Below are 26,307 nucleotides of genomic sequence, written 5' to 3'. Positions count from 1 at the left end.
GGGAGCGCGGCCGTGTCATGCCTGCACTCGACGACTCGCGCACGAGACGGAGTGCCTTCTCAGGGTAGTCGCTCCGGGCCCGGTGGACGGCCTCGGGCCGGGTTCAGCCTCAGGGCGCTCAGCCGCAGGGCGCCTCGACGACCTCGACGCCGGTGCGATTGATCATCGGCGTCGCACGCACCTCGACCGCCGCGTCATCGGGCGTGCCCGCGAACGTCGCCCGCACCACCGCGGTCTGGCCGTTCACCATGTCGACCGTGTACTTCTCCGCCGGGCGACCCAGGTCGGTCACCGACGGGCCCGTCGTCGTGCCGTTCGCCGGGTTCGGGACGGCCACCTCGGTGGTCGACCCGCCCACGGGCCCGTAGAGGAAGACCTCGGTGCGGTACGCGCCGGGCTCGCGCGAGTCGATGTACTCGGGCAGGGAGTACTGCAGCTCGGGCGGGATGTCCATGCGCAACGTCACCTCGACCGTGTACGTCGGGGCGTCGGGCGTGCACGTGTCGGTCGTCACCTTCGCGGCGGTGTGCAGGTAGGTGTCGATCTTCGAGATCGAGCGGTCGCGGAAGTACACCCCGAGCACGGTGGCGCCGAGGTTCGTCTGCGGCAGGGTGCCGTCGAGCCGCGAGCCCGCGAAGAGCTCCTGCGTGGGCTCGTTCTCGGTCCACATCATCAGGCTGCCCGAATTGGTCACGTCGATGAGCGCCTGCGCCATCTGCCAGATGTCGTATTCACCGGCCATCATCTTGTCGAACATGGCGGCGGACGCCGCGGCGAAGTACGCGTCGGACTCGGCGCCGCCCTCCGGGTAGCGGAAGTAGATCTCGTTGAGCAGCTTCGACACGACGTTGTCGCTCGTGAGCTGCTCGCCGCCGGGCAGGGTGACCGGTCCGGTCACTTCGAGGATCCGGGACACGGCGATCGGGTCGGTCATGACGACCGTGTTCGGCGTGATGCCAAGGTCGCGATCCCAGCGCGCTCGGAGGAGTGCCGCGGCCGTCGGGAAGTCGGGCCGGCTCGTGGTCGCGTTGATCTCGGTCCGGATGATGTCGTCGTAGAGCTGATCGGCGCTCTCGTCGAGCTCGATGGCGATCGGCGCCTGCGTGTCGAGTTCGGTGCTCGAGACCTGCCGGTCGATCTTCACGGTGCCGTTGTCGACGCTGAGGAGCGTCTGGGCGGCCGGGCCGCCGCCGAGCGGCATCGCCTCGGCGTTGTTCTCGAAGGCGAGCAGCACGGTCTGCGGACCGTCGATGCCGAGCATCGCACCCGCGCCGGCCAGCGCCGCGCTGATGCCGGGCAGGGTCTCCTGCGCGCTCGCGACCACCTCGTCGAACTGGGTCACCGCGTCGGAGACCTGGGGGATCGTCGCATCGGTGTCGATGCCGGCGAGGTCCTCCTCGAGCCGGTCGAGGATGGACTGGGCGTCGGCCGCGATCTCGGTGGCCTGTCGCATCGGTTCGAGGTCGAGCGCGCCGCTCTCGTCGCGTGAGATGCCGAACGAGCCGACGAGCCCGCTCGCGGGCTGCACCACCTGCTCGGAGACGTCGTCGACGCCCTCGGCGATGATGCGGACGGCGCGGACGTTCTCCCCGACCCCGGGCACGAGCTCGGCCATCCGCCATACCGGGTTCGCAGTGGGCGCCGCGGCACTGGACGCCGCGACGGAGAGCTCGTCGGCGATGGGCTGCAGCTCCGCGACGTTCCGCTCGTCGGCGGCCTTCTGGAACGCGACGACCTGGGCGCGAGCGGTCTCGAGGTCGTCGCGCACCGCGAGCGCGCTCGTCGCGAGCCACCACGCCGCGAGGCCGCCACCGACGATGAGCAGCACGAGCAGCGGCCAGAAGATCGAGTGGAAGAGGATACGACCACGGCGGCGGCGCCGGCGGCTGCCACCGCCGGAGCTGCGGTGCTGTCGCTCCGGTGCGAGCACGAAGTCAGGGGTCGTCACGATGCCCCATCGTAGACGCGGCTCGCCGGGAGACGACCCCGAGCGGGGTCACGATCCGGACACGCCATCAGTAGGCGCCCTGTGCCCGGAGCACCGCCCGCCCGGTGCGGTAGATGATGATGACGTCGCCGGTCAGCGACCAGTTCTCGACGTAGTAGAGATCGAGGCGCACGCTGTCGTCCCACGAGAGGTCGGAGCGGCCCTGCGTCTGCCAGAGGCCGGTGATGCCCGGCCGCACGAGCAGGCGGCGGCGCGCCCAGTCGTCGTAGCGCTCCACCTCGGCCGCGAGCGGCGGCCGCGGCCCGACGAGCGACATCTCGCCGCGCAGCACGTTCACGAACTGGGGCAGCTCGTCGAGGCTGTAGCGGCGGAGGATGGCGCCGATGCGGGTCACGCGCGGGTCGGAGCGCATCTTGAAGAGCACGCCGTTGCCGTCGGTGCGGTCGAGCAGGGTCGGCAGCTGCGCCTCGGCGTCGACGACCATCGACCGGAACTTCAGCATGCGGAAGCGTTCGCCGTTCAGTCCGACGCGCTCCTGCGAGTAGATCGCCGGCCCGTCGCTGTCGCGCCGGATGAGGACCGCGATCGTGAGGAACACGGGACTGAGGATCACGAGGGCGATGACGGAGACGATGACGTCGAAGGCCCGCTTCGCCGCGTACTTGCGACCGGTGAACTCGGGATAGTCGACCTGGATGAGCGGGAGGCCGGCGACGGGTCGAGCGTGGATGCGCGGACCCGCGACATCCGTCATGGCCGGAGCAACGATGAGGTTCGTGGAGGTCGCCTCGAGCTGCCAGCCCAGCTCGCGCATGCCGCGCGGGTCGATCGTGTCGGCGCCGGTGAAGACGACGGTGTCGGCGCGGGCGTCGCGCAGCGCGACGTCGATCGCGTCGTACGCCCCGAGGACGGGGATGCCCGGTGCGAGCTCATGGGACGCCTCGCCGTGCTCGGTGACGGCGCCGACGATGAGGATCCCGGAGATGCCGTCGCGCGCGATCTGCTGGGCCACGTGCACCGACTTCTGCCGCTCGCCCATCAGGATGGCGCGGTGCAGGAACCGACCGGCGGCCCGCTGCCGCAGCAGCCACTTGCGCCACGCCCAGCGCCCCGTGACGAGCAGCGCGAGCCCGAGCGGGAAGGCGACGAGCACGTACGCGCGACCGACTTCGGAACGCAGCAGGAATGCGCCGATCGCAAGCACCGCGAAGACGCGGATGCTGGCGTCGGCGATACGTCGATACTCGGCCGTCCCCGCACCGATGATCGTCCGATCGCGGGTCGCGAAGATCGACAGGGACACGAACCAGCCCGCGGCGAGGATGGCGGAGACGAGCGCGTAGCTCAGCAGGTAGTCGGCGTCGCCGTCGAGGCCGGGGATGCGCAGCGACGTGCCGGTCGTGCCGAACCGGATGAACTGCGATCCGTACACCGCGAACACGATGACGATGAGGTCGGTCACGAGCAGCCGGCGCGCGTAGGCGCGCTGCCACTCGGCGACCACCTCCGCCGGACTCGTCTCGGTGGGCTGCCGCGTGAGGGTCATGCACCACCTCCGCCGCCGTGACTCGAGGGGCCCGATTCCGACCCCCGAGCACCCGCCGTTCGGGTCGGCGGGCATGGACAGGTTATCCCCGGATGTCCTCATATCGGAGGACCGGGTCGAAAGTGCCCCCCGAACTGGGGAGAACCACCCGAGCGGCGATGTCGCGACGGCCGATCAGCCGTGGCGGCCGCGCAGCCGCCCGCCGCTCTCCTGCAGGTAGCACACGCCGCAGAGCGACTCGTAGGCGACCTCGACGCCGTCGATCGCCACCTGGTCGCCGTCGAAGACGTACCGGTCGCCGATGCGGCGCCCGTTGAAGATCGCCTTCCGTCCGCAGCGGCAGATCGTCTTCAGTTCCTCCAGGCTGTGCGCGACCTCCAGGAGGCGACGGCTGCCCTCGAACGCGACGGTCTGGAAGTCGGTGCGGATGCCGTAGGCGAGCACGGGGATGTCGTCCAGCAGCGCGATGCGCAGCAGGTCGTCGACCTGCTCCCCGCTCAGGAACTGCGCCTCGTCGACGAGGAGGCAGCTGACGTCGCGGCCGTGCTCCTCGATCACCGGCGTGCGGTGCCGCTGGAACACGTCGAGCACCTGGTCCTCGGGAGCGATCGTGAAGTCGGCTTCGCGCACGACGCCGAGCCGCGAGACGATGTCGCGGTCGCCCTTCGTGTCGATCGCGGGCTTCGCGAGCAGCACGCGGTGACCGCGTTCCTCGTAGTTGAATGCGGCCTGCAGCAGTGCGGTCGACTTGCCGGAGTTCATCGCGCCGTAGCGGAAGTAGAGCTTCGCCATCTACTCGAGCATCCCGTCCTCCGCCGCTCGGCGGATCAGTTCGGCTCGGCGGCCCGCTGGCCGGCCGACCTTCGCGTACTTGTCGCGCGCCCGGCGCAGATACGTCTTCGCCGTCTCGTAGCCGACCTCCATCGCCGCGGCGACGTCGGCCGTCGACAGGCCCTGGACGTAGAGTGCCACGGCGCGCCGCTCGGCGGCGCTCAGGGCGGCATCGGATGGCGCAGCCACACCGCCGATCGGCTCGTCGCCGCGGATCGTCAGCGTCGCTCCGCGACCGCCCTGCAGGGCGCGACGCGCGAGCCCGACGACCTCGCCGAGCGGCAGCGTCTTGGGCACGAACCCGTCGGCGCCGGCGGCGAGGCATCGCTCGCGCGATTCCGCGTCGTCGAGTGCCGTGACCACGACGACCGACGCGCCGGCCGCGCGGCACGCGCGGATGCGCGACTCGATCGAGACCGAGTCGCCGAGCTGCAGGTCCATGAGCACGAGGTCGACCGGGAAGTCGGGGTGCCGGATGAGGTCGAGCCACTGCGTCGTGCGGATCGCCACGTCGAGGTCTGGCGCGTGCTCGGCGATCCACGCGGCCAGTCCGTCGACGATGAGCGCATGGTCGTCGAGGATGGCGACGCGCACCGTCTCCTCGGCGTCGGAATCGCCTCGGGGCCCATCGGGCGCGTCGGTGTCAGGCGTCATAGCGGAACTCCACCCGGACATTCTCTCGCGACAGCTCGAGCTCGCCGCGCACGCCCGCGGATCGCGCCGCCGCGACGAACCGCTCGAGGTCGCGACGCGCCGGCGCGGACCCGGCCACGACCGCGTCGACCGTGACGCGCGCGTGCCCGTCGTCCGCCCGGACCGACACCCGGATGGACTCGGCACGGTCGTCGCCGGACAACCACGACAGCAGCGCGGTCAGGGCCGGGCGCTGGTCGCTCGGCAGTCGCGACGCGGTCGCGCCCGGGTCGTCGACGGTGATGCGGATGTCGCGCGCCGCGTCGAGCGAGGAGGCGAGGTCGTCGAGCCAGGTCGACTCGATCCCGGCCTTCAGCGCGCGGCGGAGCATGTCCGCGAGCTCGCGCGCCCGATCGGCGTCGGCGACCTCGATGCGGTCGGCGGCCGCGACGTGCGCGAGGAACGGCAGGACCTCGCGGCCGAGGACCGAGACCCGACCCTGCTGCACCGACCGGACGATGCCCTCCCGGAGACGCCCGTCGCGCTCGAGCGCCGTCGCGTTCGCCTGCCGCTGCCACTCGAGGCTGGCGCCGACGATGGTCGCCGAGTAGGCCGCTGCCGCCGCCGAGAGCGCCAGGACGGCGACCGAGTTCACGGTGACGAGCACCGCGGCGGGCACGTCGAGCGCGCTGGAGTCCGCCGTCCCGATGGCGAGGATCGCGAGCACGGCCGCGGCCACCGCGCCGGCGAGCAGGAGCGAGATCCACGTGCAGAACGGCGCGAGGGACAGGATGAGCATGCCGACCACGAGCGGGCCGTAGTCGTCGTAGAGGTACCGGTCCGCCCCGACGGTGCTGAGGTACTCGGCGACGGCGCCCGCGACCGCGAGCGCCACGACGTACCAGAGCCGGTCGACGGTGAACGGCGCACTGGTGGCCCGCACCGAGACGGATGCCACGATGCCCGCGACGGCGACGAGGATGATGCCGAGCGCCGCAGCGATCGGCGAGCCGACCTCGTCCCAGTGCCACGCGGTCAGCGCGACCGATGCGCCCACGGCGAGCACTGCGCCGATCGGGACGAGCGGCGCTGCGGCGACGCCGCCGATCGGGTCGACCTCCTGCTGGGTCAGTCGCATCGTGCCGATCATGCGCCGCCCTTCGGGACCGACAGCATGACGGTCGTGCCGACGCCGGGCCTCGACCAGATGCGGGCGCGACCGCCCTCCTGCTCGACGCGTCCGCGGATCGAGGTCTTGAGTCCGATGCGATCCTCCGGGACGTGGTCCGGGTCGAAACCCCGACCGCTGTCGACGATGACGACGGTGACCTCGCCGTCGCTCGGCCCGATCGCGAGTTCGACATCCTCGACGCCGGCGTGACGCGCGACGTTCACGAGGCACTGCGAGACGGCGGCCTCGAGCGCCGCGCGACGCTGGGGGCCGATGAGCGCGAGCGCATCAGGGGAGCCCGAGAGGTTCACGGTGAGGCCGGCGGCGCTCGCCATCGCGAGGGCCTCACCCAGGCCGTGGGATGACGCGGCGCGGACGCTGCCCCGGCGGTGCGCGCCGTCCGTCATCGTCGAGGCGCTCGCGCGCGCGGCGGAACGCGCGTCGGCCGCGCCGCCCGTCCCGCCCGAGCGCAGCGCATCGGTCGAGCCGGATGAACCGCCGGCCGCGGCATCCGTCGCCGCGTCGGCGGGCCCCGCGACATCCACCTGCTCGGAATGCTCGGACGCCCAGTCGCGGCCGACGATGAGGGTCAGGTCGTGACGGATGGCGGCGCGCAGACGTTCGTCGACCGGCCCGGACCCGGCCGCCGCGATGGCGACGAGGTGGCTGAGCGCGGTGTCGTGCAGCCGGGCGATGGCTCGCAGCTCGTAGTCGTGCCGGATCACCAGCTCGCGCGTCTGCTGGCTCGCCCGGTGCAGGGCGGTCTCACGGCGGCCGTCGCTGCGCGTCAGCGAGTCGAACACGCGCGCGACGATGACGAGGCCGAGTGCGGCGGCGGCCGCCGCGTTCGGGGCCCAGGCTCCGCCGGCGATCGCTGCGCCGAGCAGGCTCGCCGCCTCGCCGAGGCCCCAGCCGAGGGCGGCCCACGTGATCGCGATGCGCGACCCGACGCCCGCGCCGCCGACGAGCAGCAACGCCACGCGCGGCATCGCCAGGACGGCGTTGTTCGTGGTCTCGAATCCGTTGCCGGGCTGCATGACGAGCGCGGTGATGCCGAACACGACCGCCGTGCCGCCGAGCAGGTAGGTCACGGTGAGCGTCACGGACGGGTTCAGCGTCACCAGTGCGTAGAGCAGCGCCTGCACGACGATCAGCACGGTCGCGACGACGGCCGCCCGCCGGTCTGAGATCCCGTCGGGGCCGGAACCGATCACGACCGATGCGATGGCGACCATGAGCGCGGTCGCGAGGCACACCGCGCCCGCGGCATGGCCGGCACTCGCGAGCGCCCGGCTGAGGGACGCGCGCGCGAGGTGCTCGGGCAGGCCGAGGGTCATTCGTGCTCCGATCCGGCCGTGCGGGGGAAACACGGCGCTGGCCGGATTATCGCATTCACCCCCGCCTGGGCCGAAGTCCGGCTCGGGAGCAGACCACGTCCCGATCGAGCGCGTTCGGCTGCGGCGCTGACGGCCCGGCCGTCAGAAGAGCATCGCCGGGGCCGCATCGGCGAGCGCGGCGGCATCCGCCACCTCACTTCGCCGCCGCGGCGCGAACCTCTCCGGCCCGGTCGCACCGGGCTGTCGATCGGTCGCACCGGCTGCACCGTTCCCCGTCGCTCCGATCGCGGCGGAGGACTGCACGCTGCCCGTCACCACGTCCTCCCGGCCGCGCTCCATCCGGTGCGCACGCATGAGGGGGCGGATGCGGGCGGCGAGCCACTCGCGGTACGCCTTCGGCGCGTAGGCGGCGGAGCCCGGGAACATCGCGCGGTACTGGGGAACGAGCTCGGCATGCTCGCGCTCGAGCCACGCGAAGAACCACGGCTTGACCGAGCCGCGCAGGTGCAGCGCCGAGTAGATGACGCTCGTCGCTCCCGCGGCCTTCGCCCGCCGGAGCGCGTCGTCGAGGTGCGCCCGCGTGTCGGTGAGGTACGGGAGGATCGGCATCAGGAACACGGTGCAGTCGAAGCCGGCGTCGCGCACGGCGGTCACGGTCGCCAGGCGCGCGGCGGTCGTCGGCGTGCCGGGCTCGATCGACCGCTGCAGCTCGTCGTCATACACTGCGATCGACATCGCGAGGTCGATCGGCACGTGCTCGCGTGCGCTCGCGAGCAGCGGCAGGTCGCGGCGCAGCAGGCTCCCCTTCGTGAGCACGCTGAACGGCGTGCCGCTGCCGGCGAGCGCGTCGATGACGCCGGGCATGAGCGCGTAGCGCCCCTCGGCGCGCTGGTAGGGGTCGGTGTTGGTGCCGAGCGCGACGGGCTCGTGCCGCCAGGATGGGCGCGCGAGTTCTCGCCTGAGCACGTCGGCGACGTTCACCTTCACGATGAGCTGGCGGTCGAAGTCGTCGCCGGGCCCGAGGTCGAGGTACTCGTGGGTGGGCCGGGCGAAGCAGTACACGCAGGCGTGACTGCAGCCGCGGTAGGGGTTGATGGTCCACCCGAACGGCACGTACGACCGGCCGGGGACCTTGTTCAACGCCGACTTGGCGAGGACCTCGTGGAAGGTGAGGCCGGCGAACTCGGGAGTCTGCACCGACCGGACGAGGTTGTCGAGACGGGCGAGGCCCGGCAGCGTGCCCTGCTGCTCGACGCCGATCTCCTGGCCGTTCCACCGCATGCCTTCATTCGAACACATGTTCGAATCGGTGGCAAGCCGACGCACGGGGCGCCGACACCTCCGCGCAACGCCCCCGCAACGCCGCCGAGCTACGCTGTGGCGATGCCACGGACCCCCGACGCCGAGCGCTCGCGGCGCGCCGGCGTGTCCGACGGGCCGTCGGGACGAGCGCTGGCGTGGCGCCGCCTGGTGCTCATGGTCCTGGGCATCGCGTACGGGATCGGCCTGTGGACGGTGCTCTTCTGGCCGGTGCACGTGGACGGCGAGGGCGGGCTCATCCGGGTCGACGGGATCATCGACGTCCTCGCGGGCATGGGCATGCCCGCCGGGATCCGCTACTCGCTCGTGCAGTCGGGGCTGAACGCCGTGCTGTTCCTTCCGTTCGGCGCGCTCTGGGCGGCCTGGTTCCGTCGACCGCGGTTCCACCTCGTGATCTCGGCGACGCTGCTCGCGTCCGGCGTGAGCCTCGCGGCCGAGTTCGCGCAGCGCGCGTTCCTGCCCGACCGCACGTTCGACCTCCGCGACGTCGTCGCCAACGGCGTCGGCGCCGGCATCGGGGCGCTGGTCGTGGTCCTCGCGGTGCGACCCGCGCGCGTCGCGGCCGGGGTGCCCGACCGCATCCCCGGCCGCGAGCGCGTGTAGATCCGACTCGTCATGCGGCGCGCGCCCGCGCATCGAGCGCGAACTCCTCCCCCGCCCAGCGGCGCCGGAGCCAGCGGTCGTGGCTGGCGACCACGACCGCGCCCGGGAATCCGCCGAGGGCCTCCTCGAGGTCGACCGCGAGCGCGAGCGAGAGGTGGTTCGTCGGCTCGTCGAGCAGGAACACGTGCGGCGGCGACGCGATGACGAGCGCGAGCGCGAGCCGACGCTGCTGCCCGACCGAGAGCCGCCCGACGGGCCGGTCGAGGTCGCGCGGCGCGACGAGGCCCAGCCCGGCGAGCGGAACGCGCTCGGCGCGCCGGTCCCCCAGCGCCAGCTCGTAGATCGCGCGCGGCGAGGCATCCGGATCGGCGAATCGCACGTCCTGTTCGAGGAGCCCGACCCGCAGGCCGCGGCGACGATGCACCACGCCCCGATCGGGCGCGAGCCGCCCGGCGAGCACCGAGAGGAGCGTCGACTTGCCCGCGCCGTTCGCGCCCGTGACGAGCAGCCGCGTCGCCGACGACACCCGCAGCGCGGGCACGTCGAGCCGGCCGGCGACCGACACGTCGGCGAGCTGCAGCAGCAACCCCGGGGCATCCGACGGCGCGTGCGCCCCCGCCGGGATGCCCGCGAACGCCAGCGGCACCGGCGGGCGCGCGACCTGAGTGCGCTCGAGTTCGGCGAGCCGCACCTGCGCGTTGCGCACCCGCCGCGAGACCGCCTGCGCCACGTTCTCGCCCTTGAAGTGCGTGATGAACCGGTCGTTGTCGCTCGGACCCCGTCCGGGTGCGACGCTCCGGGCGGTCTCGGCGACGGCGATGCGCAGGCGCTTCAACTCCCCCTGCTCGTCGTCGTACTGCCGCCGCCAGCGCGCGAGCTCGTCGTCGCGGACGCCGAGGTACTCGCTGAACGAGCCGCCGAAGACCGTGCCGACGGATGCCGCGAGCACCGCCTCGCGTCCCCGACCGCCAGGCGCACGGCCGGCCTGCCGGGCGAGGGCGGTGGCTCCGGAACGCCCGGGATCCAGGTCGAGCAGCCCGGTCGCGACGCGGTCGAGGAACTCCCGGTCATGGCTCGCGAACACCACCGGCCCGCGCCACGCGCGGAGCCGGTCCTCGAGGAACGCGGCCGCGTCGTCGTCGAGGTGGTTCGTCGGCTCGTCGAGCAGCAGGGCCTCGGGCGCCGCCAGCAGCAGCGCCGCGAGCGCGAACCGGCTGCGCTGGCCGCCCGAGAGCTCGTCGATCCGGCGGCTCCGGCCGAGGCCGGTCAGGCCGAGGCCGTCGAGCACCTCGTCGCGTCGCCGCTCCACCGACCAGACGTCGGCCCGCTCGGCGGCCTCGAGCGCGCGGGCGTAGCGGTCTGCCGCGGCCGTCGCGCCGCCGGCGGAGGCCGTCGCGCCGTCGGCGGCAGCCTGCTCGCCGGGCTCATCTGGCGCACCGGTCTCACCGGGGGCGCCGGGCGCGCTGTCGGAGCCTGCCGCGAGCCCCGCCGCCGCGTCGTCGAACTCGCGCTCGATCGCTCGCACCTCGGCGATCGCCGCCTCGAGCACGTCGTCGACGCGGTCGTCCGGGGCGAACGGCAGTTCCTGCAGGAGCAGGCCGGTTCGCGCAGGCCGCGCGATCCGGCCCTGCACGATCGCCCCCGGCAGGGACGCATCGGCGAGCAGGCGGAGGAGCGTGGACTTCCCGGCGCCGTTCTCGCCGATGAGCCCGAGGCGCTGCCCGGGCGGCACGGCGAAGCCGAGGTCGGCGAACACGCGCCGATCCCCGAAGGCGACCGACACCCCGTCGGCGCGGAGGTGGGAGGAGTGGGAATGGGTGACCGTCATGCGGAAGGGATCCCTTCGCGAGGTGCCCCCGGGCCGCCGGCGTCCGCCCGCACGCAGCGGCGAGCACGGGCGACACGTCGACCGGCCGGTCGTCGCGCGTGAGCGGCGACGACGGCCCGGGAGCGGAGGTGGATCCCGCCGGGCATCTGCCGTCGTCGAGGCGCGCGCGACCACGGTCGCGATCAGTGCTGGAGCGCACACCCCGATGTCGACGGCGCCTCAGGCGCGGGACGGTGGGATGTACTCACTTCATAGCGTCGTCGAGGTTAGCAGACGCCGGCGAACCTGGGAAGGGCGGATGCCGCGGCATCCGCTCGTCGGGATCAGGCGGTGAGCTGCAGCGCCGCCGCGGTCCGGGCGAGCGAGGCCGCGGCGACATCCGGATCGTCGGACAGCGTCGTGCCGTACGACGGGATCATCTCGCGGATCTTCGGCTCCCATTCGCCGATGCGGTCGGGGAAGCACTTGCGCATGACCTCGAGCATGATCGGCACGGCGGTCGACGCGCCCGGCGAGGCGCCGAGGAGTCCGGCGATCGAGCCGTCCGCCCCCGAGATGACCTCGGTGCCGAACTGCAGCACGCCGCCCTTCTTCGGGTCCTTCTTCATGACCTGCACGCGCTGGCCGGCCGTGATGAGCTCCCAGTCCTCGGACTTCGCGGTCGGCATGAACTCGCGGAGCGCCTTCATCTTCTGGTCCCGCGACGCGAGCAGCTCGGAGACGAGGTACTTCACGAGGTCGAAGTTGCGCAGTCCCACCTGGAGCATGGGAATGAGGTTGTGCAGGCGGATGGAGAACGGCAGGTCGAACCAGGTGCTCGTCTTGAGGAACTTCGGCGTGAAGCCCGCGTACGGGCCGAAGAGCAGCGAGGTCTCGCCGTCGACGACGCGCGTGTCGAGGTGCGGCACCGACATCGGCGGGGCGCCCACGGCGGCCTTGCCGTAGACCTTCGCCTGGTGCTGCGCGACGATCTTCGGGTTCGTGGTGCGGAGGAACTGCCCGGAGATCGGGAAGCCGCCGTAGCCCTTGATCTCGGGGATGCCGGAGTGCTGGAGGAGCGAGAGGGCGCCGCCGCCCGCGCCGACGAACACGAACCGCGCACGCACGGTCTCGGGGGTGTTGCCGACGAGGTTGCGGATCTTCAGCTTCCAGGTGCCGTCCTTCTGGCGCTTCAGCCAGGTCACCTGGTGGTCGGTGCGGATCTCGGCGCCGCGCGACTCGATGTCGCGGAGCAGCTGCACGGTGAGGGCGCCGTAGTCGACGTCGGTACCCGACTCGATGCGGGTCGCGGCGATCTTCGCCTTCGGATTCCGCTTCTTGGCGAGCAGCGGCGCCCACTCGGCGATGGTGCCCAGGTCCTCGGAGTACTCCATGCCGGCGAACAGCGGCTCGCCCTCGAGTGCGTCGACGCGCTTCTTCAGGTACTCGATGTTGGACCTGCCACGCACGAACGTCATGTGCGGCGTGGAGTTGATGAAGCTGTTCGGCTCGGGCAACGCGCCCGATTCGACCAGATGCGCCCAGTACTGGCGGCTGACCTGGAACTGCTCGTTGATCGAGACCGCCTTCTCGGCGCTCACGGTTCCGTCGGCCGCCTCGGGCATGTAGTTCAGCTCGCAGAGCGCGGCGTGGCCGGTGCCCGCGTTGTTCCACGGGTTCGAGGACTCCTGTGCGACGCGGCCGAGGCGCTCGTAGACGCGGATGCTCCAGTCGGGCTGCAGTCGCGAGATCAGGGAGCCGAGCGTGGCGCTCATGATGCCCCCGCCGATCAGGACGACGTCGACGGTTTCCTCGGAATTCACGCGTTCCAGTGTATGGGCGCTCGGATGGACGCGATGACCAGCCCGTTCGTCGCGACCGGCCGTCATGTCCAGCGGAGGCCGGTGCGGATGTGCGCGCTGACCAGCGGTCGCGCGGTCCCCGCGGGCCGGGCGGCTTCGGCGGGCCGCGTACGCCCGACCGCCGCGCGTCGCGGTCAGAGCGCCTGCACGCCGCCCGCGATGATCCCCACCCCGGCGGTGACGAGGCCGGCCGCGAGCGAGGCGGCGCCGATCCAGAGCAGCAGGATGGCGCGGCCCGGCGCCTGCGGGTCACGCCCGAGCACGGAGAGGAAGAAGCCCGCCGGCATGAGGATCGCCGCGACCGGAACGCCGAGCCGGGCGACCCACAGCCAGCCATCGGCCAGCGCCGCAGACGGCAGCACGGCGAGGATCGCGACCGAGAGCACGATGAGGACGGCGGCGTGCGCGTGCCCGGCACGGAAGAACGACTGCTGCAGCGGATTCGCAGGCGCCAGGCCGCGGACGACGCGGGTGAGGAACCATCCGCCGCTCTCGACGGTCACGAGCGCGAGCAGGAGTGCTCCGATGAGGATGAGGTCGATCGGCGACGGCATGGCGCGCCCTTCCGTTGGTCCGGAGATGATTGGATAGTTGTGCTCTCCAATACTAGAGAGTGGCACTATCCAATGCAAGGAGCTCCGGTATGCGCATCTCGGGCCTGGCCGACGCCTCGGGCGTCGCCGTCGCGACGATCAAGTTCTACCTGCGAGAGGGGCTCCTGCACCCCGGCGCGGCGACCTCCGCGACCCGGGCGACCTACGACGGGTCGCACGTGCGCCGGCTGCGGCTCATCCGGGCGCTGACCGGACCGGTCGGGCTCAGCGTCCAGCAGGCGCGCACCATCCTGACCCTGATCGACGCACCCGGTGACGACCTGTACGCGACGCTCGGCCGTGCGGTCGGCGCACTGCCTCCGAGCGTGCTCCCCGCACCCGCCGGCGACCCGGACCCCTATCCGCGCGCCCGAGCCGCGCTGCAGGCGCTCGGGCAGGTGTACGACCCCCGCTTCCCCGCCGTCGCGCAGCTCGAGACCGCGCTCGCGTCCGCCGAGGACGCGGGGCTGCCGATCAGCGGCGAGCGGCTGCTCGCGTACGGCCGCTCGCTTCGCGAGCTCGCGGAGTACGACGTCGAGCGGATGCCGCCGGAGCCGCGCGCCGCGGTCGAGTACACCGTGCTCGGCACGGCGCTCTACGAACCCGTGATCCTGGCGCTGCGCCGACTCGCGCACCAGGACGTCGCGGCGGCCCGGCTCGACCTCGGGGGGTGATGGCGGCCGCGCCATCCGCCCTCGCACCATGGCGAGCCATGCCGCGGTGTCGACGTCGCTCCACGTCGGTCCGGACAGCACGAGACCCGGCCGTCATCACGACGACCGGGTCTCGGGAGCGGGTGGGGTCAGACCGACGCTGACGCCGGCAGCTTCGCGGCGACGAGCTCTGCGATCTGCACCGCGTTCAGCGCGGCACCCTTGCGCAGGTTGTCGTTCGAGACGAACAGCACGAGACCCTTGCCCTCGGGCGCCGACTGGTCCCGGCGGATGCGGCCGACGTAGCTCGGGTCGGTGCCCGCGGCCTGCAGCGGCGTGGGGATGTCGCTGAGCGCGACGCCCGGGGCATCCGCCAGCAGCTCGGTCGCGCGCTCGGGCGTGATGTCGTTCGCGAACTCGGCGTGGATCGAGAGCGAGTGGCCCGTGAAGACGGGGACGCGCACGCACGTGCCCGCGACGCGCAGGCCGGGCAGCTCGAGGATCTTGCGGCTCTCGTTGCGGAGCTTCTTCTCCTCGTCGGTCTCGAGGTCGCCGTCGTCGACGATCGAGCCGGCGAGCGGGATCACGTCGAACGCGATCGGACGCGGGAACTTCTGCGGCTCGGGCATGCTGACCGCGCCGCCGTCGTGGACGAGGCCGATCGCGTCCTGCTCGACGGCCGCCTTCGCCTGCTCGAGCAGCTCCTCGCCGCCGGCGAGGCCCGCGCCCGAGACGGCCTGGTACGTCGAGACCATCAGGCGCTCGAGGCCCGCCTCGTCGTGCAGCACCTTCAGCACCGGCATCGCGGCCATGGTCGTGCAGTTCGGGTTCGCGATGATGCCCTTCTTCGCCTCGTCGATGGCGTGCGGGTTCACCTCGCTGACGACGAGCGGGACCTCCGGGTCCATGCGCCAGCCGCTCGAGTTGTCGATCACCGTGACGCCGGCCGCCGCGAAGCGAGGGGCCTGCGCCTTCGACAGCGTCGCGCCCGCGGAGAAGATCGCGATGTCGAGGCCCGTGGGGTCGGCGGTCGAGGCGTCCTCGACGACGATCTCCTCGCCCTTGAACTGCAGCGTCGTGCCCGCCGAACGGGCCGACGCGAAGTAGCGGATGGACGCGACCGGGAAGTCGCGCTCCTCGAGGAGGCGGCGCACGACCGCGCCGACCTGTCCGGTGGCGCCGACGACGCCGATGTTCACTCCAGTGCTCATGTGCTCGTTCCTCATCGGTGGTTCTTGATCAAGTCTGCAGGACGACGGCTGGAATGTCGGACGGAAGCCGGTCCGATCGTCCGACGTTGGCGCGATCGTCATGCAGATCCGGCAGGATGTCGCGGCGGTGCGACATGTGGCGGGCAGCGGTGCGACGCAGGGCGGGCTCCGGTGCGACGGTCGGCGGTGCGAGTGGCCCGGCGCGGGGCGGATGGCGCGTGCTCGGAGCGCCGCGACATCCGCCCGGTTCGGCGGCTCAGCGACCCGTGCCGGCGTAGACGACCGCGTCGTCGTCGCCGTCGAGGTCGAACGCCGTGTGCACGGCGCGAGCCGCCGCGTTGACGCTGTCGGCGCGCGTGACCACCGAGATGCGGATCTCGGAGGTCGAGATCATCTCGATGTTGATGCCCGCCTCGTAGAGCGCCTCGAACAGCTTCGCCGAGATGCCGGCCGCCGATCGCATCGCGGCGCCGACGAGCGAGAGCTTGCCGATCTGGTCGTCGTACTGCAGCGACTCGAAGCCGAGCGCCTCCTGGGCGGCGGAGAGCGCCTTCAGCGCCTTCTCGCCGTCGGACTTCGGCACGGTGAACGAGATGTCGGTGCGGCCGGTCGCGGCCGCCGAGACGTTCTGCACGATCATGTCGACGTTCGCGTCGGTGCCGGCGACGATCTTGAAGATCTTCGCCGCGGCGCCCGGGACGTCGGGGACGCCCACGACGGTGATCTTCACCTGCGACAGGTCGACCGCGACGCCGGCGATGACGGACTCTTCCACAGCTTCTCCTTCGGGAAGACGCTCGGGGTCGTAGACGATCGTCCCCTCGCTGTTGTTGAACGACGAGCGCACGTGCAGCGTGACGCCGTGGCGCCGCGCGTACTCGACGGCGCGGATGTGGAGCACCTTGGCGCCCGAACCGGCGAGCTCGAGCATCTCCTCGCTCGTGATGCGGTCGAGCTTGTGCGCGCGCCTGACGACGCGCGGGTCGGACGTGAAGACGCCGTCGACGTCGGTGTAGATCTCGCACACGTCGGCGTCGAGGGCGGCGGCGAGCGCCACGGCCGTGGTGTCGCTGCCGCCGCGGCCGAGCGTGGTGATGTCGCGCGACTCGCGGCTGAAGCCCTGGAACCCGGCGACGATGACGACCGCTCCCTCGTCGAGCGCCTCGCGCAGGCGCACCGGAGTCACCTCGACGATGCGCGCGGCGCCGTGCGTGGCATCCGTGATCATGCCGGCCTGGCTGCCCGTGAACGAACGCGCGTCGTGGCCGAGCGCCTTGATCGCCATCGCGAGCAGCGCCATCGAGATGCGCTCGCCGGAGCTCAGCAGCATGTCGAGCTCGCGCGGTGCCTGGATCGGGGTGACCTCGCCCGCGAGGTCCATGAGCTCGTCGGTCGTGTCGCCCATCGCGGAGACCGCGACGACCACGTCGTTGCCGGCCTTGCGGGTCTCGACGATGCGCTTCGCGACCCGCTTGATGCTCTCCGCGTCGGCGACGGACGATCCGCCGTATTTCTGCACGATCAAGCTCACGTGGGCGCTCCCGGGGGTGTCTGGGGCCGGGGAAACGTTCACCCGGCGCCGGAACGTCCATCATACGGCGGCGTGCATACGCGACCCGCCATGTGACGACTCCGGACTAGAGTGCCGACATGGCCCCGACGCTCGAGCCGTGGACGGATTTCAACGTGGCGATGGTCGGCGCCACGGCGGCGCTCGCGGGTCTGCTCATCGTCGCGATGTCGGTGAACATCCGCGAGATCATGTCGTCGCGTGCACTGCCGGCTCGGGCCGGCGCCTCCGTCGCCACGCTCGTGCTCGCGCTCGTCGCGTGCGCGGTGGGCCTGGTGCCCGGACAGTCGGCCATCGCGTACGGCATCGAACTCCTCGTCGCCACCGTGGTCGCCGCCGGGTTCCAGGTCGCCGCCGTGCGTGCCATCCTCGTCGAGGGGTACGGGTCGCCCGTGGCCCGGACGCTGCGCGGCGTCGTCGGGATGCTTCCGGTCGCGGCCTTCGCCCTCGGAGCGGTGCTCGTGCTGGTCGGGGCCGGCTCGACGGACGCCGACGCGAGCACGATCGCGGTCGGGCTGGCGGTCGTCGCCTTCGGGGCCCTGCTCGCGATCGTCGTGGCCATCGTCATGGCGTGGGTCGTGCTCGTCGAGGTCCTGCGCTGACTAGCGGTCGCGCTCCATGTACCACTCGGTGAATCGCGTGGCGCGACCGTCCGGCGCCAGCCGGACGACCCAGAGATTGTCGTAGAGCTTGGCCGCCGGGTAGTCGGTGCGGCCCTGCACGACGACGAGGTCGCCGGTCTCGGTCAGCACCTCCCAGTCGAAGTGCCAGTCGCCCGGCTCGTCGCGCGAGTCGAGCCATCCGGCGATGATCGCCTCACGGCCGCGGAGCGCGTCCGGGTCGTCAGGGCTGAACTCGTAGACCGCGTCATCGGTGAAGAGGGCGGCGATGTCGTCGGCGTCGTTCGATCGCCACGCCCGGACGTAGCCGGCGACCCACTCGGTTCCTGCGCTCATGGGGTCCGTTCTACTGGCACCGGCCGACATCGTCAACGGATGGCGCACGGCGATCGATCACGTCACCCGACGACGCGGCGGCCCTCGAAGGCGCGGCCGAGGGTGACCTCGTCGGCGTACTCGAGGTCGCCCCCGACGGGCAGACCGGAGGCGAGGCGGGTCACACGGATCTCGAGCGTCGTGAGGAGGCGGCTGAGGTAGGTCGCGGTCGCCTCGCCCTCCAGGTTGGGGTCGGTGGCGATGATCACCTCGGAGACGGTGCCGTCGGCGAGCCGCTGCATGAGCTGGCGGATGCGGAGCTCGTCGGGGCCGATGCCGTCGATCGGGCTGATCGCGCCGCCGAGCACGTGGTAGAGCCCGCGGAACTCGCGCGTGCGCTCGATGGCGACGACGTCCTTCGCCTCTTCCACGACGCAGATGAGGCTCGCGTCGCGGCGCGGGTCACGGCAGATCGAACAGGTCGACTGCTCGGCGACGTTGCCGCAGATCTCGCAGAACTTCACCTTGTCGCGCACCTCGGTGAGGATCTCGGCGAGCCGCGAGACGTCGAACTGCTCGGTCTGCACGATGTGGAACGCGATGCGCTGCGCCGACTTCGGCCCGATGCCGGGGAGGCGACCCAATTCGTCGATGAGTTCCTGGACGATGCCCTCGTACACGCGCTACCCCCGCTCGCCGAATCGGGCCTGCGGCGCCTCGACCTCTTCGAGGAACGTCGCGCCCAGCAGGTCGCGCACCACGGCCTCGCCATAGCGCTGGATGGCGGGGGCGGACCCTGCGGGCGCGGCCTGCTGGCCACGCGAAGCGGACCGGGCCGGCCGGAGAGCCGGCGCTCGACCTGCCGGAGCCTCGTTGCTCGCCGGCTCCGGCCCCGGCGCGAAGTCGGGCTCGGGCTCGAGGGGCGGCGCGTCGGCGTCGTCGAGCGGCGGGACCTCGTCGTCGGCGATGACGGGGGCGGCCCGGGCCGGCGCCGGTCGCTCCGCGACCGCGGGACGCTCGGCGACGGCGGTGCGCGACACTGACCGCGATGCGGGCGCGGAGGCCGCGGCGCCGTCGTTCGTGGACTCCGGCGTCGTCGGATCGGAGGCCGGGATGGCGACGGTCGCCCAGGAGTCGACCGTCGAAGCGCCCATCGAACGATCGGCAGAACCCGAGGCGGACGCCGGGGCCGTTGCCGCAGACGCCGAACCGCCATTCGAGCCCGCGGGAGACGCGGGTGCCGCCGCCGGCGCCGATGCTGCCGGACCTCCGGCGGGCGTCGTGGATCCGGATGACACGGGCGGAGACGGGACTCGACCGCCGTCGCCTTCGGACTGCGCCGCGGGGGTTGGAGCCGCGGGTCCGCGGTCGGGTCCGCCGCCGGCGGAGACGACCCGCGCGAGGAACTTCACGCGCACCCCGAGCACCTCATTGATCGCCGCGCGGAGGAGGTCGCCGACGCTCTGTCCTGGCGGACCGGAGCGGAAGCTGCCCATGTCGGACTCGCTGGGGAACCCGAGGACCAGCACGTCGCCCTCGCGGTACTCGAGCACCTGTGCCGTGAAGGCGACCATCCACGCGCTGCGCTTCGTGCGCTGCAGCGATGAGAGCACCTCGGGCCAGGCGTCGCGCATCTGCTCGACCGTCACCGGGCCGACCGGTCGGGCAGGAGACGGTGCCGGGGTCGAGGGCGCCGGGGTCGCGGCAGCATGAGGCGCGGAGGACGTCGAGGCCGCCGTCGCGGGGGCTGCCCGGGTGGCAGCCGCGGGCTCCGACGGCGTCTCCCACTTCGGCGGCGCCGCCGGCGCACTGCCTCCGGTCGGGCGGTGCTCGGCGGGAGCCGCCGTCGCGGCGGGAGCAGCGGCCGCCGCGGACTCCCGCGTCGGCGCGTCGGCACGTGGAGCTGCGGCAGCACGCAGGGCCGGCTCGGGAGAACCGACGGCGGGCGAGTCGCCCGCGGCATCCGTCACCCCGACGCGGCGCTCGAGCCGTTCGACGCGCGCGAGGGCGCCGCGCTCGGTCTCGTCGCTCGACGGCACGAGCACGCGCGCGAGCATGAGCTCGAGGTGCAGGCGCGGAGAGGTCGCGCCCGTCATCTCGGTGAGGGTCTGGTTGACGAGGTCGGCCACGCGCGAGAGCTCGGCGGCGCCGAACACCGACGCCTGCGTCGCCATGCGGGCGAGCTCGTCGGCCGGGACGCCGCGCAGCACTGCGGCCGCCGCCTCCGGAGTCGTCGCGGCGACGACGATGAGGTCACGCAGGCGCTCGAGCAGGTCTTCGACGAAGCGCCGAGGGTCTTGACCGGTCTGCATGACGCGGTCGGCTGCGGCGAACGCCCGGGCCGCGTCGGCGGCGCCGATCGCCTCGACCACGTCGTCGAGCAATGCGCCGTGCGTATAGCCGAGCAGTGCGACCGCGCGCTCGTAGCCGACGGTCGTGCCCTCGGAGCCGGCGATGAGCTGGTCGAGCAGCGACAGCGTGTCTCGCGGCGAACCGCCGCCTGCCCGCACGACGAGCGAGAGCACGCCGGGCTCGACCTGCACGCCCTCCTCGTCGCAGAGCTTCTGGACGTAGTCGAGCATCGGAGCCGGCGGCACGAGCCGGAACGGGTAGTGGTGCGTGCGCGAACGGATGGTGCCGAGCACCTTGTCGGGCTCGGTCGTCGCGAAGATGAACTTCACGTGCTCGGGCGGCTCCTCCACGAGCTTCAGCAGGGCGTTGAAGCCCTGCGGGGTCACCATGTGCGCCTCGTCGAGGATGAAGATCTTGTACCGATCGCGGGCCGGGGCGAAGACCGCACGCTCACGCAGGTCGCGAGCGTCGTCGACGCCGTTGTGGCTCGCCGCGTCGATCTCGACGACATCGAGCGACCCACCGCCGGCACGCGACAGCTCGACGCAGCTCGGGCACGTGCCGCACGGGGTGTCGGTCGGCCCCTCGGCGCAGTTCAGGCAGCGCGCGAGGATGCGCGCCGAGGTCGTCTTGCCGCAGCCGCGCGGCCCGGAGAAGAGGTACGCGTGGTTCACGCGGTCGGTGCGGAGCGCCGTCATGAGCGGCTCGGTGACCTGGGACTGGCCGATCATCTCGGCGAACGTCTCGGGCCGATAGCGGCGATAGAGGGCGGTGACCACTCGTCAATGGTAGTCGCGGCGTCCGACACGGGTATCGGCGTTCGCGCGGCGAGCAAGCGCCCGAGGGCGCGATCCGACAGCGACCGGGCCGGATCACCGATCCGGCCCGGTCGTGTTCGCCTGCGCCGTCGACGGCTCTAGTCGAGGAACGCCTCGAGCTGCGCAGAAAGGGCCGCCGAGATCACGGCCTCACCGCCCAGCATCACGATCCTGCCCGGCTTCAACCGCTCCAGCTCCGCCGCGGTCTCGCTCGGCACTCCACGACTCACCAGCAGCACCGGCGCGCCATCCGCACCGGCCACCGGCGCACCCGCGAGCGCGTCGGGGAAGCCCAGACCGCTCGCAACATACGCCACCGGCACACCCTCATCGAAGTTCGCCGCCGAGATGTTCGCCGCCGTCGCATACCTGGTCTCACCCCAGAGCCGCTCCACCGGGCCATCCGTGTAGCCACCGAGCTGCGCAGCCACGGCCGCCGAGATCACGGCCTCACCGCCCAGGATCACGATCCTGCCCGGCTTCAACCGCTCCAGCTCCGCCGCGGTCTCACTCGGCACTCCACGACTCACCAGCAGCACCGGCGCGCCATCCGCACCGGCCACCGGCGCACCCGCGAGCGCGTCGGGGAAGCCCAGACCGCTCGCAACATACGCCACCGGCACACCCTCATCGAAGTTCGCCGCCGAGATGTTCGCCGCCGTCGCATACCTGGTCTCACCCCAGAGCCGCTCCACCGGGCCATCCGTGTAGCCACCGAGCTGCGCAGCCACGGCCGCCGAGATCACGGCCTCACCGCCCAGGATCACGATCCTGCCCGGCTTCAACCGCTCCAGCTCCGCCGCGGTCTCACTCGGCACTCCACGACTCACCAGCAGCACCGGCGCGCCATCCGCACCGGCCACCGGCGCACCCGCGAGCGCGTCGGGGAAGCCCAGACCGCTCGCAACATACGCCACCGGCACACCCTCATCGAAGTTCGCCGCCGAGATGTTCGCCGCCGTCGCATACCTGGTCTCACCCCAGAGCCGCTCCACGACCGGATCGATGGCCGCCTCCGGGGTGACGGGCTCGCTCGGCTCCGATTCCGGCGAGTCGCCGACCGCGTTCGTCGCCGTCACCACGAAGGTGTACGCCGTCCCGTTCACGAGCCCGTGCACCGACGCGCTCGTCGCCCCGGCGGCGACGTCGGCCGTCGCGCCTCCCGGCGATGCGGTCACCCGGTATCCGGTGATCGGCAATCCACCGTCGGATGCAGGCGCAGACCAGGACACCTCGGCGACACCATCGCCGGCCACCGCGGTGACACCGGTCGGGGCATCCGGCGCGCTGGTCGGCACCCCCGGAGTCGTGAACGGAGTGCGGGACGAGGGTTCGCCCGAGCCGACGGAATTGCGCGCGGTCACCTCGACCTCGTAGTCGGCCTCCGGATCCAGGCCGCCGATCGTCTGCTGCGTGACCACTCCCAATTCGAGGGTGCGAAGTGCGACATCGGAACCCGCCTCGAAGAGGCGGACGGTGTACCCGCTGATCGGAGCCCCGTTGTCGGCCGGTGGGATCCAGCTCACGGTCGCACCGCTGCTCGTGACGTCGTCGACGCTCGGTGCTGCAGGAGCGGCGGGCGCGGTCGGTGCGGCGAGGACCGTCAACGTCGCCGGGTCGGACTCCAGCGTCGCCCCATCCTGCGCGAACAGCGCGCGATACTCGTACCCGTCGAGTGCCGGTTCCGCGGTGAACGAGAACCGGACGCCCGTGGCACCGGCGGACTCCCAGTCTCCGCCGGGCGCTCGCTGCTGCCACTCGACGGTCGGCACGGGAGTACCCGACGCGGCGGCTCGCAACTCGACCCAGTCGCCGTCCGTCGCCTCCGTGTCATGCGGGTGCAGCGTCACCGCGAACTCCGTGGTGAGCGTCTGCTCCGGCTCGAGTGATGTCTCGCCGTCCGCCAGCGGATCCGCCGTCAACGCGATGTCGGCCACTGCGCCCGTGGCCGTTGTCACCAGGTCTGCGGCGTCGAGGCTCGCCTTGCCGTCGTACCAGGTCGTGCGGTGCCCGGCCTCGCGGACGTAGACGGCGTATTCACCTGCGGGGACCGCTGGGAAGCGGAACGCGCCGTTCTCATCCGCGTAGACCTCGATGTCGAGCAGGCGCCCGACCGTGGGTTCCGCACCGAACACCTCGGCGACGAAGCCCATGAACGCCTCGACCGGGGTCGGCGGAACCGCGAGTCCGACCTCGGCCCACGGGATCGGAGCACCCTCCGGGTCGGTCACGGTTCCGGTGATGACCGACCCCAACGAGAGTGCTGCATCGATGCCGACGACGGGTTCGGTTCCGATCGTGACCTCGGCAGCCGAGTCGAGCGAAGGCTGGTCGTCGTACCACTCGGCGACGTAGAGCCCGCCGTAGTTCCTGAACTCGACGCGATAGCTTCCGGCGAGAACGCCGTGCACCGTGAATCGGCCGTCCGACCCGGTGGAGCCGGAATACTGCCAGTCGCCGTCCTCATCGACCAGGTCGACGGACACGTTCGAGAGCGGGACCCCGTTGTTCGCCGAGATGACTCGGCCGGAGACGCTCGCGCCCTTGCTCAGCCCGATCTCGAGACCTGAGGTACCCGACTCCGGAACGTCGACGTCGAGGGTGGTCCTCAGGTAGTCGTCGAACTCGGCGTCTGCCGACACGGAGACGAGGCCGGCATCATCGACCGCCAGATCGAACTGGCCGACCGTGTCGCCGTAGCTCCAGCCGTCCGACGACAGCCATCCGATGCCGGTCTCGCGACTCCACCTGACGTTCGGACCCGATACCGCGGAACCCGTGGCCGAATCGAAGACGCGACCACTGACCGGGATGCCGGGCTCCACCTCGAAATCGAGGACGACGGGCTCGGACCCTCCCTCCGGGATCTCGACAGTGGTCCGAACGACCCTCGTCGCTCGACCATCCCAATCCCGAGCCTGCACGACGAGCGTGTACGAACCGGGCTCGACGCCAGAGATGGCATATCGACCGGAGTCGATCCAGTCATCCGCGACCCATTCGTCCGTCTCGTCCAGCAGACTGACCCGCCCTGAGAGGAGGAGGTCGGGTTCACCCTTCAGCGAGACCGTCCCCGTCAGCTGCGCCTGAGCGCTGAGGTCGAATGCGATGTCGGAGACGTGGTCACCGGCGCTGAGCACGATGTCGGACGTCTCCGCCCAAATGCTGCCGGCGCTGGCGGAGACCCGCCACGTTCCCGCGGCGAGACCGGGGAGCGCCCATTCGACCAGTCCACCGGGCTCCTCGGTGAAGACCGAGATCGACATGCTCTCGGCGGCGCCGGTGTTCTCCCATGCGTACAGCCAGGCGGCGGTCTCGCCGTCTGGCAGCTTCAGGGTCCCGCTGACCGTCGCGCCGCGCGCCACGACGAAGTCGGCGACCGACGTCGCATCGGCCCCGAGACTGATCGCCGTGGCGTCGTCGCGCGTTCCAGATCCACCGAACCAGCGCGACGCGACGAGCGGGCTACCGCCCGAGACCGCGAGTGCGTAGTTGTTGGCATTCAACTCGTCGAGTTCGTAGGACCCCGTCGCATCGGTCGTCGCCTCGGCGATCGGCGAGTACTGGTCGTTCGCCGCGAAGGCACGGACGACCGCACCCTCGACCGGCGTGCCGTCCTCGAGCTCGACCGTTCCCGTGATCGACGCACCCTTCAGGGCGACGAAGTCGATGCTGTCGATCTCCTCCCCTTCGGACAGTTCGATCACGGTGGCGTCGTCCTGCGACGTGACCCCGTCGAAGTACTGGAGGAGTCCGCCCCAGCCGCCCTGCTCCATCGCGAAGGTGTACGAGCCGGCGGGCAGGCCGGTGAACGTGAAGGTGCCGTCGTAGGTCACAGCGGCCATCGGCTGCTGGACTCCGTCGCGATACGCGGTGACCACATCGCCGATCCGCGGTGTGCCATCGAGGTTCGTGGACGTCCCCGTGACGGTCGCTCCGCGATACACCACGGCGTCGTACCCGCCCAGACTCGGAGTGGACTCCGTGACGACGATCGGGTCCGCGTTCTGGTAGTCCGTCGCGCCATCCCAGTACGTCGCCGGACCGTACGGCAACGAGAAGCTCAGCCGATAGGAGTTCGGTTGGATGCCGCCGAGGATGTAGGTGCCGTCGGGGCCGGTGGTGGTCCAGTGGTGCTGCCCGTCGGGGCCCACGGGTCCGAGGCTCACCTGAGCGCCGGCGACGGGTACTCCGTCGGGGTCGACCACGGTTCCCGTGATCGATCGTCCGGACAGGTCGAGCGAGAAGTCGACATCCGAAACGGCGGTTCCGGCAACCCCGACCGGCCCCTCCCCGGTCACCGGAAGGACGAGGGTGGCGTGCGACCCCACACTCGCCGTGATGGCGAACTCGCCGTCGGCCAGGACGATCGACCAGGGGTTCGCGCCGTTCCCGATCCGGAGGATCTCCTCGCGGTAGGAGTAGTCCGTGCCGTACGGGGCGATGAGGAGTCGTGCCTCGGTGGTCGCGCCCGACGGGAGGCCGGCGACCGTGATCGTGCCGCCGACATCATGGCCCTGCCGAAGCTGGATGTCTCCGAGGTCGACAAACCCGGGAACGGGCTCGAACCGGCGCATGGTCTCGTAGCCGTCGACGAGCGTCCCATCGGCCGTCAGGAAGCCGCCGACCAGTCCGAGCGCTTCGGCGTCTCCGACCTGGACGGGGAAGTCCCATTCCGTGGTCACCGGCATCGTGAACGAGCCATCGCCTGCCGTCACGGCGGTCGCCATGGGCGACTCGTGATACGTGTATCCGGCATGGACCTCGACGCCCGCCACCGGCTGACCGATCAGGTCGACGATCGTCCCGGTGAGGGTGACCGTCGCCGGCGCGGCCTGCGCTGCCTCTCCGGCTTCCGTTCGACTGACCGGCATCGTGGCGATCTGCACCCCGGTCAGGTCATCCGCCGTGGGCTCGGCCGCCACGGTCGGCAGGGCGACGGCATGGCCGCCGGCGGTCGCCGGTTCCGCGGCGACCGCACCGGGAACAGCCGTCAACGTGAGCGCGGCGGCGACCGTCGCCGCCAGGAGCGTCCGCCATCCCCGCCTCGGCGGACGAGCCGCCTCCTGGTCTCTCGAACCGACACCGCGCCACTCCACCATGCCTACCCCTTGCAC

General features: G+C 71.8%; 19 protein-coding genes. 3 read left to right on the top strand and 16 right to left on the bottom strand.

The features are described 5' to 3' along the window. Positions 1-118: 118 nt before the first annotated feature. The 7 genes from ACULK2_RS05570 to ACULK2_RS05540 all read right to left on the bottom strand — a co-directional run bounded on the left by ACULK2_RS05570 (position 119) and on the right by ACULK2_RS05540 (position 8,747). Entirely contained in the window at positions 119-1,948 is a 1,830-nt protein-coding gene (locus ACULK2_RS05570; protein WP_445970341.1) for a DUF4012 domain-containing protein, read from the bottom strand. A gap of 67 nt (positions 1,949-2,015) precedes the next feature. Further along, entirely contained in the window at positions 2,016-3,494 is a 1,479-nt protein-coding gene (locus ACULK2_RS05565; RefSeq protein ID WP_445970342.1) for a sugar transferase, read from the bottom strand. Between the two features lie 174 nt (positions 3,495-3,668). Next, positions 3,669-4,286 carry a thymidine kinase gene (locus ACULK2_RS05560; RefSeq protein WP_445970343.1) on the bottom strand — a complete coding sequence of 206 codons (618 nt, stop codon included), beginning with the start codon at positions 4,284-4,286 and terminating at the stop codon, positions 3,669-3,671. After that, positions 4,287-4,979 carry a response regulator transcription factor gene (locus ACULK2_RS05555; RefSeq protein ID WP_445970344.1) on the bottom strand — a complete coding sequence of 231 codons (693 nt, stop codon included), beginning with the start codon at positions 4,977-4,979 and terminating at the stop codon, positions 4,287-4,289. Further along, the gene (locus ACULK2_RS05550) at positions 4,969-6,096 is read right to left on the bottom strand and encodes a hypothetical protein (RefSeq protein ID WP_445970345.1); all 1,128 of its coding nucleotides are present in this window, start codon (positions 6,094-6,096) and stop codon (positions 4,969-4,971) included. Before ACULK2_RS05550 ends, ACULK2_RS05555 begins: the two co-directional genes overlap by 11 nt. A gap of 8 nt (positions 6,097-6,104) precedes the next feature. Continuing rightward, a complete protein-coding gene (locus tag ACULK2_RS05545) occupies positions 6,105-7,466 on the bottom strand; it encodes a sensor histidine kinase (protein WP_445970346.1) in 1,362 nt (453 codons plus the stop codon). Between the two features lie 141 nt (positions 7,467-7,607). Next, positions 7,608-8,747, bottom strand: a complete 1,140-nt coding sequence (locus ACULK2_RS05540) for an Rv2578c family radical SAM protein (RefSeq protein WP_445970357.1) — start codon at positions 8,745-8,747, stop codon at positions 7,608-7,610. 102 nt (positions 8,748-8,849) lie between these two features. Here ACULK2_RS05540 and ACULK2_RS05535 point away from each other — a divergent pair, with 102 nt between their 5' ends. Next, the gene (locus ACULK2_RS05535) at positions 8,850-9,389 is read left to right on the top strand and encodes a VanZ family protein (protein WP_445970347.1); all 540 of its coding nucleotides are present in this window, start codon (positions 8,850-8,852) and stop codon (positions 9,387-9,389) included. A 10-nt stretch (positions 9,390-9,399) separates the two neighbouring features. Here ACULK2_RS05535 and ACULK2_RS05530 read toward each other — a convergent pair whose 3' ends face one another. The 3 genes from ACULK2_RS05530 to ACULK2_RS05520 form a co-directional block, all read right to left on the bottom strand. Then, on the bottom strand, positions 9,400-11,217 hold the full coding sequence (locus ACULK2_RS05530; protein WP_445970348.1) for an ATP-binding cassette domain-containing protein: 1,818 nt from the start codon (positions 11,215-11,217) through the stop codon (positions 9,400-9,402). Positions 11,218-11,540: 323 nt separating this feature from the next. Continuing rightward, entirely contained in the window at positions 11,541-12,971 is a 1,431-nt protein-coding gene (locus ACULK2_RS05525) for a malate:quinone oxidoreductase (protein ID WP_501044989.1), read from the bottom strand. A 221-nt stretch (positions 12,972-13,192) separates the two neighbouring features. Further along, the gene (locus ACULK2_RS05520) at positions 13,193-13,612 is read right to left on the bottom strand and encodes a hypothetical protein (RefSeq protein ID WP_445970350.1); all 420 of its coding nucleotides are present in this window, start codon (positions 13,610-13,612) and stop codon (positions 13,193-13,195) included. 89 nt (positions 13,613-13,701) lie between these two features. Between ACULK2_RS05520 and ACULK2_RS05515 the strand changes: the two genes are divergently transcribed. Next, positions 13,702-14,325 (top strand): MerR family transcriptional regulator, encoded by a 624-nt coding sequence (locus ACULK2_RS05515; RefSeq protein WP_445970351.1) that lies wholly within the window; start codon positions 13,702-13,704, stop codon positions 14,323-14,325. A 128-nt stretch (positions 14,326-14,453) separates the two neighbouring features. Here the strand turns inward: ACULK2_RS05515 and ACULK2_RS05510 are convergent, their stop codons facing one another. Continuing rightward, entirely contained in the window at positions 14,454-15,515 is a 1,062-nt protein-coding gene (locus ACULK2_RS05510; protein WP_445970352.1) for an aspartate-semialdehyde dehydrogenase, read from the bottom strand. A 256-nt stretch (positions 15,516-15,771) separates the two neighbouring features. Continuing rightward, positions 15,772-17,046, bottom strand: coding sequence for an aspartate kinase (locus ACULK2_RS05505; RefSeq protein WP_445970353.1), 1,275 nt, complete (start codon positions 17,044-17,046; stop codon positions 15,772-15,774). 119 nt (positions 17,047-17,165) lie between these two features. Here ACULK2_RS05505 and ACULK2_RS05500 point away from each other — a divergent pair, with 119 nt between their 5' ends. Then, positions 17,166-17,687 (top strand): hypothetical protein, encoded by a 522-nt coding sequence (locus tag ACULK2_RS05500; protein WP_445970354.1) that lies wholly within the window; start codon positions 17,166-17,168, stop codon positions 17,685-17,687. Here the strand turns inward: ACULK2_RS05500 and ACULK2_RS05495 are convergent, their stop codons facing one another. From ACULK2_RS05495 to ACULK2_RS05480, 4 genes are all read right to left on the bottom strand, one after another. Next, the gene (locus ACULK2_RS05495) at positions 17,688-18,041 is read right to left on the bottom strand and encodes a nuclear transport factor 2 family protein (RefSeq protein ID WP_445970355.1); all 354 of its coding nucleotides are present in this window, start codon (positions 18,039-18,041) and stop codon (positions 17,688-17,690) included. Positions 18,042-18,103: 62 nt separating this feature from the next. Further along, on the bottom strand, positions 18,104-18,700 hold the full coding sequence (gene recR / locus ACULK2_RS05490; protein WP_438855482.1) for a recombination mediator RecR: 597 nt from the start codon (positions 18,698-18,700) through the stop codon (positions 18,104-18,106). Between the two features lie 3 nt (positions 18,701-18,703). Next, a complete protein-coding gene (locus tag ACULK2_RS05485) occupies positions 18,704-21,151 on the bottom strand; it encodes a DNA polymerase III subunit gamma and tau (protein ID WP_445970356.1) in 2,448 nt (815 codons plus the stop codon). Between the two features lie 137 nt (positions 21,152-21,288). Further along, positions 21,289-26,292 (bottom strand): carboxypeptidase regulatory-like domain-containing protein, encoded by a 5,004-nt coding sequence (locus ACULK2_RS05480; protein WP_501044968.1) that lies wholly within the window; start codon positions 26,290-26,292, stop codon positions 21,289-21,291. Positions 26,293-26,307 lie beyond the last annotated feature (15 nt).

It is taken from the genome of Agromyces molybdatiresistens, assembly GCF_052748445.2.
This window is presented reverse-complemented; position numbering and strand designations above follow the sequence as displayed.

Coding starts and splice junctions, on each gene's coding strand:
- ACULK2_RS05565 (WP_445970342.1), bottom strand. CDS start 3,494: ATGACCCTCACGCGGCAGCCCACCGAGACGAGTCCGGCGGAGGTGGTC.
- ACULK2_RS05560 (WP_445970343.1), bottom strand. CDS start 4,286: ATGGCGAAGCTCTACTTCCGCTACGGCGCGATGAACTCCGGCAAGTCG.
- ACULK2_RS05555 (WP_445970344.1), bottom strand. CDS start 4,979: ATGACGCCTGACACCGACGCGCCCGATGGGCCCCGAGGCGATTCCGAC.
- ACULK2_RS05550 (WP_445970345.1), bottom strand. CDS start 6,096: ATGCGACTGACCCAGCAGGAGGTCGACCCGATCGGCGGCGTCGCCGCA.
- ACULK2_RS05545 (WP_445970346.1), bottom strand. CDS start 7,466: ATGACCCTCGGCCTGCCCGAGCACCTCGCGCGCGCGTCCCTCAGCCGG.
- ACULK2_RS05540 (WP_445970357.1), bottom strand. CDS start 8,747: ATGCGGTGGAACGGCCAGGAGATCGGCGTCGAGCAGCAGGGCACGCTG.
- ACULK2_RS05535 (WP_445970347.1), top strand. CDS start 8,850: ATGCCACGGACCCCCGACGCCGAGCGCTCGCGGCGCGCCGGCGTGTCC.
- ACULK2_RS05530 (WP_445970348.1), bottom strand. CDS start 11,217: ATGACGGTCACCCATTCCCACTCCTCCCACCTCCGCGCCGACGGGGTG.
- ACULK2_RS05525 (WP_501044989.1), bottom strand. CDS start 12,971: ATGAGCGCCACGCTCGGCTCCCTGATCTCGCGACTGCAGCCCGACTGG.
- ACULK2_RS05520 (WP_445970350.1), bottom strand. CDS start 13,612: ATGCCGTCGCCGATCGACCTCATCCTCATCGGAGCACTCCTGCTCGCG.
- ACULK2_RS05515 (WP_445970351.1), top strand. CDS start 13,702: ATGCGCATCTCGGGCCTGGCCGACGCCTCGGGCGTCGCCGTCGCGACG.
- ACULK2_RS05510 (WP_445970352.1), bottom strand. CDS start 15,515: ATGAGCACTGGAGTGAACATCGGCGTCGTCGGCGCCACCGGACAGGTC.
- ACULK2_RS05500 (WP_445970354.1), top strand. CDS start 17,166: ATGGCCCCGACGCTCGAGCCGTGGACGGATTTCAACGTGGCGATGGTC.
- ACULK2_RS05495 (WP_445970355.1), bottom strand. CDS start 18,041: ATGAGCGCAGGAACCGAGTGGGTCGCCGGCTACGTCCGGGCGTGGCGA.
- ACULK2_RS05480 (WP_501044968.1), bottom strand. CDS start 26,292: ATGGTGGAGTGGCGCGGTGTCGGTTCGAGAGACCAGGAGGCGGCTCGT.